Below are 13,936 nucleotides of genomic sequence, written 5' to 3'. Positions count from 1 at the left end.
ACGAAGACCGCGCGTGCAAGCATGAAGCGGTGAGCACGCACGCGTCCTCCCCGAGCCCGTCCGCGCCGCGGCAGTTCGAGAACCACCAACCCTTCCTCCACGACCTCGCCGTGGTGCTGCGCGCTCCACTGCAGGCCTGGTCGGCGCCCGACGGCACGATCACGGGCGCCGGCGCGCAGGGCATCTATCTCGGAGACACCCGCGTCGTCTCCGACCTCACCTGCGAGGTCGAGGACGCTGCCGAGTCCGCGGACGAGGACCATGAGCACCTCACTCTCTCGCCCCTCCCCGCCGAGACGCGCAGCGCACAAGCGGTCATGTTCCGTTGGGTCGTCACCGCACCCGATCTGCCGGGCGACCCGCTCATGATCCTCGAGCGCACGCGCACAGCGTCCGGCCGCGGCATCCGCGAGACGCTGCGCCTGCGCAACGACGACGACCGCCCGCGCACCCTGTCGCTGCGCCTCGGGCTCGTCACCGACAGCGCGACGATGTCGCAGGTCAAGGACCCGAGTCTGATGCTCGCGCAGGCCCCCGCCCGCCCCGTGGCCCGCATCCGGGACGGTGCGGCGCGGTGGCGGATCGGTGAGCGGGGCGAGGCGGTGCTCCACGCGAGCACCGGCACTGGCACGCTCGTCCAGGACGTCGACGGACCCGTCGTCACCTGGCACTGCGTCCTCGAAGCACCGGCGCGCGGAACGGCCGAGGCGGACTGGGAGCTCGCGTTCACCGACCCGGACGTCCCGTTCGAGGCCGCCGAGCCCCGAAGCGTCGCGCTCACCGCCGCGCCGGACGCGGACCCCGAGCGTCGGGCCGCCCGCGACCTCCTGGTCCGCTCCCTCGCGGACCTCGACGCGCTGCGTCTGCAGGTGCCGGGAGATCCGGCCCGCAGCTTCGCCGCGGCCGGCGCGCCGTGGTTCTTCACCCTCTTCGGCCGCGACTCGATCATCGCCGCCTCACTGGTCCTGCCCGTCGACACCACGCTCGCGGAGGGCACCCTGCGCACGCTCGCGAGCATGCAGGGCACCCGCGTCGTGACCGACACGGCCGAGCGGCCCGGCAAGATCCTCCACGAAGTGCGGGCCCAGGGCATGGAGATGGCCGAGAGCCATCTGCCGCCGGTCTACTTCGGCACGATCGACGCGACGCCCCTGTGGATCGAGCTCCTGCACGACGCCCTCGACGCGGGCCTCGACGCCACGGTGCTCACCGACCTGCTCCCGCACCTCGAGGCCGCCGCCCGCTGGCTCCTCGAGCACGCCGATGCCGACGGCGACGGTCTGCTGGAGTACGTCGACGAGAGCGGGCACGGCCTGGCGAACCAGGGCTGGAAGGACTCCGACGACTCGATCCGCCGCGCGGACGGCTCCCTCGCGAGCGGCGCGATCGCCCTCGCCGAGGTCCAGGGATACGCCTATGCCGCCGCGCTGCACGCCGCCGACCTGCTCGAGCGCGGCGCCCCGAGGGACCCGTCGTCCGCGGATCTCCCCGCCCGCCTGCGCACCTTCGCCGCGCATCTGCGCGAGACGTTCCACGCACGCTTCTGGTGCGAGGACGCGCGCGGTCGGTACCCCGCGCTCGCCCTCGACGGCGCCGAGCGCCCGGTCGACGGCGTCGCCTCGAACATGGGACACCTGCTGGGGACCGGCCTGCTAAACGCGGACCAGGAGCGCCTGGTCGTGGATCGCCTCATGGACCCGACGCTGTTCTCGGGCTTCGGCATCCGCACCCTCTCGACCGACAACGGCGGATACGGGCCGCTGCGCTACCACGGCGGCAGCGTGTGGACGCATGACACCGGGTACATCCTGCGCGGCATGCTCCGCGCGGGCTTCGTGGACGAGGCGCAGATGCTCGCGCGCGGTCTGCTGCGGGCCGCGGGCGCCTTCGACCAGCGGCTTCCCGAGCTGTTCGGCGGGCAGAGCGCCGACGAGGTCTGCGCGCCCCTGCCCTACCCGGCCTCGTGCCGTCCGCAGGCGTGGGCCGCGGCGAGCGCCGTCCCGATCGCCCGGGCGCTCGGGCTGGTCTAGGCCCGTCGGTCGACGAGCGGGAGACCTCGCAGCATGCCCTGCAGGGCCATCACCTGCCGCGGGATGTACTCGGCGATCGTCAGGCCCACCACGTCGTACGCGCTGTCGACATCGGCGATCACCCGGTGGACCTGCGCGCTGGTGAGGCCCCCGGGGACCTCGCCGAGCCCGAAGGTGATCTCGTCGCTGTCCACGGTGTCGACGTCGAGGTGGATGGCGACCTTCGTCGCCCCTGTCGAGGCCAGCCATGCGAGCAGCGCGTCGCTCGATGTGCGCAGCTGATCCGGGCCGATGGTCGTGAGTCCCCACGCGGGCACGTTCGCCAGGGCGTCGGGCTCGCCGGCGTGCAGGCCGGCGTAGGCGAAGCGGGAGGGATCGATCGTGGCCGGCAGGCGATCCAGGACCTCGGCGTCGCCGTGCCCGGTGAGGACGGACGCCGCCATCGCGTGGTACCCGTCGTATCCGGTCTCCGGGGTGTCCGCGTCGGGGTGCGCGTCGATCCACACCACGGCGAGGTCCTCGCCGTGGCGCTCGGCGAGCGCGGCGAACGGGGCGACGCTCACGGAGCACTCGCCGCCGAGGGTGAGGATGCGCTCCGCGTCGTGCCGGGCGATCGCCTCCTGGGCGGCGGCGAGGGAGGCGAGGATGCTCGCGCGCGATTCGATGCCGCCCGTCGACCCCTCCTCGGGTTCGGACATCTCCACGACGACGTGCTCGGTGGGGCCGTCGTGCGCGGGGATGATCGCGTCGAGGATCCGGGAGCCGACGACGTAGCCGTGGCGGGCGACCGGGGCGGGGAACTCGGGCAGGAGGGACGTGACGTTCTCGCGTCCGGCGCCCTGCCACTGGGGCCAGACGAGGCGGAGGGTGTCGGAGCGGTCGGGATGCGTCATCGCGATCGAATGCCTTTCCGGGTGGCGGGGTGGTCGGTCATGGGACGGCGGGTCGGTCAGGGGATTGCCATCGCGGGTCGCCCGGGGCGCGCCGGGCGTGCGGGGTCAGACGGGCCGACGGATCCGTGCGCGCAGGGCACGGGTGAAGTCGTGGAAGCAGGCGACGATGTCGATGCCGTCGGGGTCGATGAGCCACTGGTTCTCCAGTCCTTCGCTCATCGCGATCACCTGGCGGATGACGAGCTCGTAGTCCAGGTCATCGCGCAGCTCGCCCGAGGCGACGCCGGCCGCGAACCCTTCGCGCAGCATGGTGCGGCCGATGTCGATGTGGCGGAGGAAGTACTCACGCGCCGGATGGCCCTCCTCCGTCGCCTCCGCCCCGAGCACGTGCGCCAGGCGCACCAGGCCGTAGCGCTCGACGTTGTCGGCGACGGTCGCGTCCCACGCGTCGAGGACCTCGGTCCCCGAGAACGCGCGGCCCTCCGGCCACGTCAGCTGCCCGCGCCGGTCCCTCTCCTCGAGGACCGCCAGCAGCAGCGTGGGCTTGGTCGGGAAGTGATGCAGCACGCCCTGCTGGGTCATCCCGACCATGCGGCCGATCGAGGCGAGGGAGGCGCCGCGGTAGCCGTGCTCCCCGAACGCTTCCGTCGCGGCGTCGAGGATCCGTGCGCGCGCCGCCTGCCCCGGGGCGTAGCTCCCGCGCCGGTGGGGCGCGGTCTCGTGCGCGGTGGGCATGCGCTTCCTCCTGCTGAGCACGGGGATGGTCGACGACGGATCCGCCGTCCCGCACGAGAATACCTACCACCCACTCGGTGTTCAACGGCGAGCGCCGCGACCGCGAGGGCGTCCGCGGAAGCGCCCACGGCGGCCGCTGCCGTCCGTACGATCGGTGGAGGCCACCCACGACGCAGCGGAGGATCTCCATGACCGAGTCCCACAGCCCCTCGAACACCACCGCGACCGAGGCCGCTGCCGCGGGGGCCGCGGCCGGCGCGCTCGGCGAGGGCGGGGAGACGCGCCCGAAGCCCGAGGACCGCCTGGAGACCACCGCCCATCTGCTCGAGCTGCCCGACGGCTCCTCCCTCACCTACACGGCGACCGCCGGCACGCACGTGCTCACCGAGGAGCCCGAGGGCGAGGCCTATGCGCGCGGCACCGCCTACGCGGAGCTGTTCGCCGTCAGCTACGTCGCGACCGATCGCGGCTCCCAGCGCCCCGTGGTGTTCGCCTTCAACGGCGGCCCCGGCTCCTCGACCGTGTGGCTGCACCTGGGGCTGCTGGGCCCGCGGCGCGTCGACTCCGGTGACGCCGGCGCCCTCACCCCTCCTCCGTTCGGCCTCCTCGACAACCACGAGACGATCCTGAAGGACGCGGACCTGGTGGTCGTCGATGCGATGTCGACCGGGTACTCACGGCCCGCGCCCGGCGCGAAGCCCGACCGCCACCACGGGATCACGGCCGACCGCGACCTCGTGGCGGACTTCATCATGGACTGGCTGACCCGCAACGAGCGCTGGCTCTCCCCGGTGCACCTCGTCGGCGAGTCCTACGGCACCACCCGGGCGAGCGCCGTCGCGGGCCGACTCGTGGATCGCTTCAACGTCGCCCCCGCAGGCATCGCGCTGCTCTCCCCGGTCCTGGACTTCTCCACGATCGTGTTCGCCGAGGACTTCCCCGCCGGCAACGATGCCCCGTACCTGCACTACCTCCCCACCTATGCGGCGATCGCGCACGCGCACGGCAAGCACCCGGGCCGCTCGCTGCTCGAGGTCGTCGACGAGGCGGAGGCCTTCGCCGAGACCGAGTATCCGCAGCTCCTCGCCCAGGGCCACCGCCTGGACCCCGAGGAGAAGCGCGAGGCCGCCGAGCAGATCGCGGCGCTCATCGGCGTCGGCCCCGACTGGGTGGAGCGGGCCGACCTGCGCGTGGAGCACATGGCCTATCTCGCGGAGGTGCTGCGGGAGGAGGGCCGGATCGTCGGCCGCATCGACGGGCGCTTCAGCGCCCCCGCCGGCAACCTCAACGCCGCGACCATGGAGACCGACCCGTCGACCGACGAGCTGGGCCCCTCGTACACCGCCGCCATCAACCAGTACCTGACCGCCGAGCTCGGCTTCACCTCCGACGTGGTCTACGAGATCTTCTCCCCCAGGGTGCATCCCTGGAGCTACAAGGAGTTCGAGAACCGCAGCGTGGAGGTCGCCTCGGACCTCGCCCGGGTCCTGCGGAAGGTGCCGTCCACCAGGGTGTTCGTCGCCCACGGCTACCACGACGCGGCGACCCCGTTCCACGCGAGCGAGCACGTGCTCGCGCACCTGCCGATCCCCACCGACGACTACCGCGAGCGGATCCGCATCGAGTACTACGAGGCGGGGCACATGATGTACGTCCACGAGCCCAGCCGCGTGGCCCTCGGCGAGCACCTCGGCCAGTTCGTGCGCGGGGAGTGAGCCCGGGCGTGAGCATGCGGGCGACATCGCGCCGCGTGCTCACTCCCGCAGCAGCGCCTCCAGGTCCGAGGCGTCCACGAGCGGGTCATCGAGGTCCACGGTCACGTGCGAGCGCGCGAGCAGCCGCGCCGTGCCGGTGGTCGTCGAGTCCCATGCGGGCAAGCCGCCGACCTCGGCGGGCCCGGTCAGGGTGCCGAGGAACCGCGACCCGCGCGGGGAGATCGTCTCCAGGGTGCCGCCGGGGGCGAGGTCGCCGTCCGCGGCCATCAGCGCGAGCCGGGCCGAGGTGCCGGTCCCGGTGGGGCTGCGGCAGATCACGCCCGGATGCACATAGGTGGCCGACGGCGACTCGAGTCCCCCGCCCGCCATCGCGCGGATCTCGCCCATGAAGTGCACGAACGGCAGCGGGCCGACGTCCCCGAGGGAGGGATGCTCGTGGCGCAGGCCGGGCCGGGCGGCGCGCACGAAGGCGTCGCCGAAGGCGGCGAGGGCGATCTGCTCGTCGGCCGCGACCGCGAAGCCGTGGTCGGCGGCGCGGACCATCGCGTAGTAGGCCCCGCTCCACACCAGGTCGAAGCGGACCGGGCCGATCCCGGGCGCGTCGACGACGAGGTCGCGATCGGCGACGAAGGCGGGCTCGCCGCGCGTGGTCACGGACTCGACGCGGCCGTCGGCGCAGTCGGCGGTGATGCGGGCGAGGCCGGCGGGCGACTCCAGGACCACGCTCTGCACGCCGTCGGTCATCGCGATCGTCCCGCTCTCCAGCAGGGCGGTCGCGGTGCAGATCGTGTTGGACCCCGAGTACATCGGGTACCCCATGGCCTCCATGATGATGTAGCCGGCCTGCGCCTCGGGATGCCCGGGTTCGACGATGAGGTCGACGGACATCGCGGGGTCGCCGTAGGGCTCGGAGAGCAGCAGGCGCCGCAGGCCGTCGCCCTCGCGCTGCAGGAAGCGTGCCTTCTCGAGCGCCGTCGCGCCCGGTACCGGCTCGATGCCGGCGATCACGATGCGGCTGACGTCCCCGCCGGACTGCGTGTCGATCAGCTCGATCGTGCGTTCACGGCGCATCGGGATCGCCCGCCGCGCCGTCGTGGGCGAACGGCGCCCCGACCTCGTCCCAGTGCCGGTCGGGCACGACCACGAGCTTGCCGATGTACGTCTTGCCCATGAAGGTGCGCTGGGCCTCGTGGAAGTCGGAGAGGCGGAAGGTGCGGTCCAGCAGCGGCCGGATCCGGCCGTCCTCGATGTAGCCGACGAGCCGCCGGAACGCGGTGCGTGTCCCCTGCGAGGAGCCGTGCAGCTCGAGCTGCTTGAGGTACATGGTGCGCAGGTCGAGGTCGACGACGGGCCCGCCGATCGCGCCGGCCGTCGTGTACCGGCCCTCCGGCCGCAGGATCCGCAGCAGGTCGTTGAACATCGGCCCCGCGACGAGATCGGCGACCACGTCGATGGGGCCGTCGGCCGCCCTCGCGACCTCCTCGACGAGGTCCCCCGAGCCGCGCAGGATCACGTCCTCGGCGCCGATCGCGCGCAGCGCGTCCTCCTTGCCGGGGCTCGAGACCGCATAGGGGACCGCCCCGCGCACCCGCGCGAGCTGCAGGATCGCCGACCCCACTCCCCCGGATGCGCCGGTGACCAGCACTCTCTCCCCCTCGGCGAGACGGGCGCGCACGAGCATCTGCTCGGCGGTGAGGTAGGCGCAGCAGAAGGTCGCGAGGCCCGCGTCGGGGATGTCGGCGGTGATCTCGTAGGCGTTCTCCTCGGGCACGGCGACGTACTCGGCGTACCCGCCGTCGCGGCCGTGGCCGATGTAGTCGATGTCGGCGAGGGAGTCGTCGCCCTCGGGCCGGTGGTAGATGCTGAAGTCGACCATCACCCGCTCGCCGATCCGGGAGGCGTCGACCCCGGGGCCGACGGCGACGATGCGGCCGACGATGTCCGCGCCCTGGATCCGCGGGAACTCGAGGGTCGAGCGCCCGCGCCGCCACGTGGAGACCTCACCGGGGTCGGTGTCGCTGCCGTAGGCGCCCTCGCGCACCCACACGTCGGTGTTGTTCATCCCGCAGGCGTGGACGTCGATCAGCACCTCCCCGGCCGCCGGGCTCGGGGTGGGGACGTCACGGGAGAACTCCAGCTGGTCGAGTCCTCCGTGCCCCCTTAGCCGCACGGCGGCCATGGTGGGCGGGGTGTCATGGGTCGGGGTCATGCCGAGCTCCCGTCGACGGGTCCGCGCAGCGCTGCGCGGGGAGTACGACGAGCATGGCACCGCGGGAGGGAGCCGTAAAGAGAGGCCGAGGGACGGGGCCGGGCCGCCGGAGCGACCCGGCCGCCCCGCTCAGCAGCAGCCGGCGGAGGGGTTCTCGCCCTGCTCGGCGTACTTCCGGCGCCAGAACTCCTTCTCGCTCAGCGGCGCATGCGCGCAGCCGGTGATCCGGTGATGGTGCAGGTAGCGGTCGTAGGCGTCTGACCCCAGCACCCCGCGGGCGAACCGCCGCACCCCGCGCAGGGCGCCGACGAGACTGCCCGCCGGAGCCGCTCGCGTGCTCATCAGTGCCCGACCGTCCCGGCGAGGTCCTTCTCGGGGTGCTCGCGCAGGTGGTCCTTCCAGCGGCCCTCGAGCTCCTTCTCGGCGGCCGTCGGCACCATGCCTGCGGGCGCGAAGTACGCGGACTCCACGCGCGGGGCCTCGGTGTCCAGGATGTTCCTCCCGTGGAGCGCCTGCCAGGTGCGCCAGAGCGAGACCACGATGACGATGATCGTGCAGACCACGAAGAGGATCGAGAGGGATCCCTGCACGGCGGTGTTGAAGACGACCGCGTGCATGTCCTCGGGGGTCTTCGCGAGGCCCAGCTCGGTCTTGCCCGCGGCGAGCGCATCGCGGTAGGCGATGTGGTTCGCCCAGTAGCCCACCCCGGGGTCGGAGGAGAAGATCTTCTGGAACGAGCCGGTGATGGTGACGACCGCGGTGAAGGCGAGCGGCACGAAGATGATCAGCAGCGACCAGGTGCGGCCCTTGCGGGCGAACACCACCAGGCAGATCGCGAGGGCGACCGCGGCCAGCAGCTGGTTCGCGATGCCGAAGAGCGGGAACAGGGTGTTGATGCCGCCCAGCGGGTCGAGCACGCCCATCATGAGGATCGAGCCCCAGCCGGCGACCATCACCGCGGTGGTGATCCAGGCGCCGACGCGCCACGAGTGGTCGCGGAAGCGGGGCTTCCAGCCGCCCAGGGCGTCGGCCAGCATGAAGCGGGCGACGCGCGTGCCGGCGTCGACGCTGGTGAGGATGAACAGCGCCTCGAACATGATGGCGAAGTGGTACCAGAACGCCATCATCGCGGGCCCGCCCACGAGCTTGTGCATGATCCCGGCGAGGCCCACGGCGAGCGTGGGCGCGCCGCCGGTGCGCGAGACGATCGACTCCTCGCCGACGTCCTTCGCGGTCTGCGCGAGCGTCGCCGGATCGAGGTTCACGCCGGTCAGGCCGAGCGAGTTCACGAACTGCGCGGCGCCCTCGATGGTGCCGCCGGTCGCGGCGGCCGAGGAGTTCATCGCGAAGTAGATGCCGCGGTCGATGGAGACGGCCGCGACCAGCGCCATGATCGCCACGAAGGACTCCATGAGCATGCCGCCGTAGCCGATCATGCGCATCTGGCGCTCCTTCTCCACGAGCTTGGGAGTGGTGCCCGAGGAGATCATCGCGTGGAACCCGGAGAGGGCGCCGCAGGCGATGGTGACGAAGAGGAACGGGAACAGGCCGCCGGTGAACACGGGCCCGTCGGTGCGGGAGGCGAACTCGGAGACCGCGGGGGTCGAGATGCTGGGGCGCACCACGATGATCGCGGCGGCGAGCATGACGATCGTGCCGATCTTCATGAAGGTCGAGAGGTAGTCGCGCGGGGCGAGCAGCACCCACACGGGCAGCACGGCGGCGATGAAGCCGTAGGCGATGATCAGCCCCGCGAGGACGGGACGGTCCAGGTGGAACAGGGCGTCGCCCCAGCCGGTCTCGGCGACCCAGCGCCCGGAGATGATCGCGAACAGCAGCAGCGCCACGCCGATCACGGAGACCTCGAAGACCTTGCCCGGGCGCAGGAAGCGCAGGTAGAGGCCCATGAAGATCGCGATCGGGATGGTCAGGCCCACGCTGTAGACGCCCCAGGCGCTCTCCCCGAGGGAGTTCACGACGACCATCGCGAGGATCGCGACGATGATCAGCATGATGGTCAGGGTCGCGATGAACGCGGCGACGCCGCCGACGACGCCGAGCTCGTCGCGGGCCATCTGGCCGAGCGAGCGGCCGTGGCGGCGGGTCGAGATCACGAGCACCAGGAAGTCCTGGACGGCGCCCGCGAGGACCACGCCCACGATGATCCAGATGGTGCCGGGCAGGTAGCCCATCTGCGCGGCGAGGACGGGGCCGACGAGCGGGCCGGCGCCGGCGATCGCGGCGAAGTGGTGGCCGAAGAGGATGCGCCGGTCGGTGGGGACGTAGTCCTTGCCGTCGTACTCGGCCTCCGCCGGGGTGGCGCGGGTGTCGTCGGGCTTTACCAGGCGGTTCTGGATGAACTTCGCGTAGAAGCGGTAGGCGACGAGGTAGGTCGCGACGGCGGCGAACACGAACCAGATCGCGTTGATGGTCTCGCCGCGCGCGAGGGCGAGCATCACCCAGCCGAGGGCGCCCACGAGCGAGATGGCGACCCACAGCACGATCTTCGCGGGGGTCCAGCGCTGCTCGGCGCGCACGGTCTGCTCGGGAAGGGCTGCGGGAGGGGCGTCGACCGTCGCAGCGGCCGTGCCCGAGGAGGGTTCAGGGGACGAGGGGGACATGGGGAAGACCTCCTGGGTCGTCGTCGACCGGCCGCCGGGGAGAACGGCCGACGACAGGCTACCGCCGTCGTCCCCGCCGCACCGTCGCCGAGCCCACGTCGCCCCGCGCCACGATGTGGCACGCGACTCACATACCACGCGGACCCGCTGGTCGTCCGGCGATTGCAGGATGTCGCCGCCGACGACTCCTGACGCGGTGGTAGCGTGACCGCCCGGCGGCCAATCCCCCGCTGCTCCTCCGGGCGCCTCGAGCGCGCTCGCGACGGCGCCCCTTCCCCTGGACTCCGAGGCCCTGTCATGGTCGACATCCGGTTGGATGCGCAGTGGATCGATTACGCGATCATCGCGCTCTACTTCGTCTTCGTCCTCGGTGTGGGCTGGTTCGCCAAACGCGGCGTCTCCAACTCCATCGAGTTCTTCCTCTCCGGCCGCTCCCTGCCCGCCTGGGTGACCGGCCTCGCGTTCATCTCGGCGAACCTCGGCGCCGTCGAGATCATGGGCATGTCCGCCACCGGCGCCCAGTACGGCATGCCCACGATGCACTACTTCTGGGTCGGCGCGATCCCCGCGATGCTGTTCCTGGGCGTCGTGATGATGCCCTTCTACTACGGCTCGAAGGTGCGCAGCGTCCCCGAGTTCATGCGCATGCGCTTCGGCACCGCCGCGCACCTCGTGAACTCCATCAGCTTCGCCGCCGCACAGCTGCTGATCGCGGGCGTGAACCTGTACCTGCTGGCCACGATCGTGAACCGCCTGCTGGGCTGGCCCCAGTGGGTGGGCCTCATCGTCGCCGCCGCCTTCGTGCTGTTCTACATCTCGGTGGGCGGGCTCTCCGCGGCCATCTACAACGAGGTGCTGCAGTTCTTCGTGATCGTCGCGGCGCTGCTGCCCCTGACGCTCATCGGCCTGCACCGCGTGGGCGGCTGGAGCGGCCTCAAGGAGAAGGTCGCCGGCGACGGCATGCTCGGCGCCGAGCAGCTCCACTCCTGGCCGGGCGAGCAGCTCTCGGGCTTCGACAGCCCGATCCTCTCGGTGGTCGGCATCGTGTTCGGCCTGGGCTTCGTGCTCTCCTTCGGCTACTGGACGACGAACTTCGTCGAGGTGCAGCGCGCGATGGCCAGCAAGTCCATCACCGCCGCCCGGATGACGCCGATCATCGGCGCCTTCCCCAAGATGTTCATCCCCTTCATCGTGATCATCCCCGGCATGATCGCCGGCGTGCTGGTCTCGGACATGACCGAGTTCAAGAAGCTCGACTTCGGGGGCGATGCCGCCGGGGCGGCCGCCACGGGCGTCTCCTACAACGACGCCCTGCTGCTGCTGATGCGCGACGTGATGCCCAACGGCCTGCTGGGCGTGGCGATCGCGGGCCTGCTGGCCGCATTCATGGCCGGCATGGCCGCGAACATCTCGGCCTTCAACACGGTGGTCAGCTACGACCTCTACCAGCAGTACGTCAAGAAGGACGCCCCGGACAAGCACTACATCTTCGTGGGCCGCATCGCCACGGCCGTGGCCTGCGTGATCGCGATCTTCACGGCGCTCATCGCCGGGCAGTTCTCGAACCTCATGGACTACCTGCAGACCCTGTTCGGGTTCTTCAACGCGCCGCTGTTCGCGACGTTCATCCTGGGCATGTTCTGGAAGCGGATGACGCCGGCCGCCGGCTGGTCGGGCCTGGCCTCGGGCACGGTCGCCGCCGTCATCCTGTGGAGCCTGTCGACCTTCGGCGAGGTGTTCGTCCTGCCGGGCCAGGGCCTCGCGTTCCTGAGCGCGGCCACCGCGTTCGTCGTGGACATCATCGTCTCGGTCGTCGTCACCCGGTTCACGCGCCCCAAGCCCGTGCACGAGCTCAAGGGCCTCGTCTACTCCGAGACCCCCAAGACCGATCTCGTGGACCCCGACGAGAAGGGCCTGCCCTTCTTCCGTCGTCCGGTCCCGATGGCCGGGATCGGCCTGGCGCTGGTCATCATCCTGAACATCGTCTTCGCGTGAGCCGGGACGGAGGAGAGAAGTCATGAACGACAACGAGAACCTCGAGGGCGGCCCCGTCGCAGTCCCCGATTCCGCGGGCGCCAAGGTCGAGACCGCCGGTGCCTTCGACATCCGCAACTTCATCGGTCTGCTGGTCGCACTGTTCGGCGTGATCCTGCTGCTGGTGGGACTCTTCGACTTCACCGACGTCGAGGCCGCCAAGACCGGCGGCGTCAACGCCAACCTGTGGGCCGGCATCGTCATGGTCGTCGTCGGCCTCCTCTTCGCCGTCTGGGCGAAGGTGGAGCCGATCCGCATGATCGTCAGCGAGAACGAGGAGGGGGCCGAGGAGCCGCGCGACATCGCGGGCCTCGACTGACCTCCCGGCCCACCGCCGCTCCGTCGGCCGACGGGAACGCCCCCGCCGCCCGCGCACCGCTCAGCGCTGCGCCGGCTGCGGGGGCGTTCCGGTGCGCGGATCAGGTGTGCGCCCGCCCCTGCGCCGCCCCTACACTTGTGTACGACCGTACGCCTACGTGATCTGGAGACGCCCGTGCCCGGCGCACCCGCTTCCCTCGCCCTGCGCCGCCTCGCGCTCTGCGCCCTGTTCTTCCTGCCCGGGATCAGCATCTCCTCCTGGGTGACGCGCACCCCCGCGATCCGCGACCTTCTGGGCGCCTCGACGGCGCAGATGGGCCTCGTGCTGTTCGGCCTGTCCATCGGCTCGATGCTCGGGATCCTCACCTCGGGGCCGGCGGTGATGCGCCTCGGCGCCCGACGGGTCGTGCTCGTCGCCTCCGCGCTGCTCGTGCTCGCGATGCCCACGATCGCCGCGGGCGCGGCCACGCAGCAGGCGCTCGTGGTCACCCTGGGCCTCGCCCTGTTCGGCGCCGGCACCGGCGGCGGCGAGGTCGCCATGAACATCGAGGGCGCCGAGGTCGAGCGCGAATCCGGACGCACCTTCCTGCCCACCCTGCACGGCTGCTTCAGCCTGGGCACGGTCGTGGGGGCGGGCGCCGGCATCCTCGCGAACGCCGTGCACCTCCCCGTGGTCCCCCACCTGCTCGCGATCGGCGTGATCGGTGCGGTGCTGCTGGCCTGGGCGATCCGCCTGCTGCCCGCGGCCACGGGCCAGGTCACCGCCGAGGAGCGCGCCGCCCGGGGGCACCGCACCGGCCCTCCGGTCTGGAAGGACGGCCGCCTGCTGCTGATCGGCGCGATCGTGCTGGCGATGGCCCTGGCCGAGGGCACCGCGAACGACTGGCTGCCGCTGGTCATGGTCGACGGCCACGGCTTCGACGCGGCGCTCGGCAGCGCGGTCTACGCGGTCTTCGCGGCGTCGATGACGGCGGGCCGCTTCGCCGGGGGCCCGATCATCGACCGCCTGGGCCGCGCACCCGTGCTCGCGGCGAGCGCCGCCTGCGCGACGGCCGGTCTGGTCCTGGTCTCGCTGGTGGACAACCAGATCGTGGCGGGCGCAGCCGTGATCCTCTGGGGCCTCGGCGCCTCGCTCGGCTTCCCCGTCGCGCTCTCGGCAGCGGGGGACTCCGGGCCGCAGCCGGCCCAGCGCGTCGCCCTGGCCTCGATCGTCGGCTACATGGCCTTCCTCGTCGGCCCGCCCGTGCTGGGCTTCGTGGGCGAGCACCTGGGACTGCGCGGCGCGCTGCTGCTGCCCGCCGCGGTGGTCGCGGTCGCGATCTTCCTCGCGCCCTCGACGGGGAACCGGGCCCTGCGCCGCAGCAGCTGAGCGATGCCCCCG

The 13,936-nt window shown here is 71.9% G+C and carries 11 protein-coding genes; 5 read left to right on the top strand and 6 right to left on the bottom strand.

The window, feature by feature from the left end:
- The first annotated feature begins 29 nt into the window (after positions 1–29).
- Positions 30–2,030 (top strand): glycogen debranching N-terminal domain-containing protein, encoded by a 2,001-nt coding sequence (locus M4486_RS16260; protein WP_249478326.1) that lies wholly within the window; start codon positions 30–32, stop codon positions 2,028–2,030.
- On the opposite strand, the gene M4486_RS16255 is transcribed toward M4486_RS16260, so the two are convergent.
- Positions 2,027–2,923 (bottom strand): arginase family protein, encoded by an 897-nt coding sequence (locus M4486_RS16255; protein ID WP_249478325.1) that lies wholly within the window; start codon positions 2,921–2,923, stop codon positions 2,027–2,029. The genes M4486_RS16260 and M4486_RS16255 overlap by 4 nt on opposite strands.
- A 105-nt stretch (positions 2,924–3,028) precedes the next feature.
- A complete protein-coding gene (locus tag M4486_RS16250) occupies positions 3,029–3,658 on the bottom strand; it encodes a TetR/AcrR family transcriptional regulator (RefSeq protein ID WP_249478324.1) in 630 nt (209 codons plus the stop codon).
- 188 nt (positions 3,659–3,846) lie between these two features.
- Between M4486_RS16250 and M4486_RS16245 the strand changes: the two genes are divergently transcribed.
- Positions 3,847–5,373: a S10 family peptidase gene (locus M4486_RS16245; protein WP_249478323.1), complete on the top strand. Its 1,527-nt coding sequence runs from the start codon at positions 3,847–3,849 to the stop codon at positions 5,371–5,373.
- 39 nt (positions 5,374–5,412) lie between these two features.
- Here the strand turns inward: M4486_RS16245 and M4486_RS16240 are convergent, their stop codons facing one another.
- The 4 genes from M4486_RS16240 to M4486_RS16225 form a co-directional block, all read right to left on the bottom strand.
- A complete protein-coding gene (locus tag M4486_RS16240) occupies positions 5,413–6,444 on the bottom strand; it encodes a proline racemase family protein (RefSeq protein WP_249478322.1) in 1,032 nt (343 codons plus the stop codon).
- Positions 6,434–7,582 carry an alcohol dehydrogenase family protein gene (locus tag M4486_RS16235; protein ID WP_249478321.1) on the bottom strand — a complete coding sequence of 383 codons (1,149 nt, stop codon included), beginning with the start codon at positions 7,580–7,582 and terminating at the stop codon, positions 6,434–6,436. Before M4486_RS16235 ends, M4486_RS16240 begins: the two co-directional genes overlap by 11 nt.
- A gap of 129 nt (positions 7,583–7,711) precedes the next feature.
- Positions 7,712–7,924 carry a YbdD/YjiX family protein gene (locus M4486_RS16230; RefSeq protein ID WP_249478320.1) on the bottom strand — a complete coding sequence of 71 codons (213 nt, stop codon included), beginning with the start codon at positions 7,922–7,924 and terminating at the stop codon, positions 7,712–7,714.
- On the bottom strand, positions 7,924–10,203 hold the full coding sequence (locus tag M4486_RS16225; protein WP_249478319.1) for a carbon starvation CstA family protein: 2,280 nt from the start codon (positions 10,201–10,203) through the stop codon (positions 7,924–7,926). The genes M4486_RS16230 and M4486_RS16225 overlap by 1 nt, the downstream gene beginning before the upstream one ends.
- Before the next feature lie 297 nt (positions 10,204–10,500).
- On the opposite strand from M4486_RS16225, the gene M4486_RS16220 reads away from it, so the two are divergent.
- The 3 genes from M4486_RS16220 (at position 10,501) to M4486_RS16210 (ending at position 13,924) form a co-directional block, all read left to right on the top strand.
- Positions 10,501–12,198, top strand: coding sequence for a sodium:solute symporter family protein (locus tag M4486_RS16220; RefSeq protein ID WP_249478318.1), 1,698 nt, complete (start codon positions 10,501–10,503; stop codon positions 12,196–12,198).
- Positions 12,199–12,220: 22 nt separating this feature from the next.
- The gene (locus M4486_RS16215) at positions 12,221–12,556 is read left to right on the top strand and encodes a hypothetical protein (RefSeq protein ID WP_249478317.1); all 336 of its coding nucleotides are present in this window, start codon (positions 12,221–12,223) and stop codon (positions 12,554–12,556) included.
- A gap of 174 nt (positions 12,557–12,730) precedes the next feature.
- Positions 12,731–13,924 carry an MFS transporter gene (locus M4486_RS16210; RefSeq protein ID WP_249478316.1) on the top strand — a complete coding sequence of 398 codons (1,194 nt, stop codon included), beginning with the start codon at positions 12,731–12,733 and terminating at the stop codon, positions 13,922–13,924.
- The last annotated feature ends 12 nt before the right edge of the window (positions 13,925–13,936 follow it).

It is taken from the genome of Brachybacterium kimchii, assembly GCF_023373525.1.
GTDB classification, from domain to species: Bacteria; Actinomycetota; Actinomycetes; order Actinomycetales; family Dermabacteraceae; genus Brachybacterium; species Brachybacterium kimchii.
Note: the sequence above shows the minus strand (reverse complement) of the source record. Positions and strands in the feature narration are given on the sequence as shown.

Coding starts and splice junctions, on each gene's coding strand:
- M4486_RS16255 (WP_249478325.1), bottom strand. CDS start 2,923: ATGACGCATCCCGACCGCTCCGACACCCTCCGCCTCGTCTGGCCCCAG.
- M4486_RS16250 (WP_249478324.1), bottom strand. CDS start 3,658: ATGCCCACCGCGCACGAGACCGCGCCCCACCGGCGCGGGAGCTACGCC.
- M4486_RS16245 (WP_249478323.1), top strand. CDS start 3,847: ATGACCGAGTCCCACAGCCCCTCGAACACCACCGCGACCGAGGCCGCT.
- M4486_RS16240 (WP_249478322.1), bottom strand. CDS start 6,444: ATGCGCCGTGAACGCACGATCGAGCTGATCGACACGCAGTCCGGCGGG.
- M4486_RS16235 (WP_249478321.1), bottom strand. CDS start 7,582: ATGACCCCGACCCATGACACCCCGCCCACCATGGCCGCCGTGCGGCTA.
- M4486_RS16230 (WP_249478320.1), bottom strand. CDS start 7,924: ATGAGCACGCGAGCGGCTCCGGCGGGCAGTCTCGTCGGCGCCCTGCGC.
- M4486_RS16225 (WP_249478319.1), bottom strand. CDS start 10,203: ATGTCCCCCTCGTCCCCTGAACCCTCCTCGGGCACGGCCGCTGCGACG.
- M4486_RS16220 (WP_249478318.1), top strand. CDS start 10,501: ATGGTCGACATCCGGTTGGATGCGCAGTGGATCGATTACGCGATCATC.
- M4486_RS16215 (WP_249478317.1), top strand. CDS start 12,221: ATGAACGACAACGAGAACCTCGAGGGCGGCCCCGTCGCAGTCCCCGAT.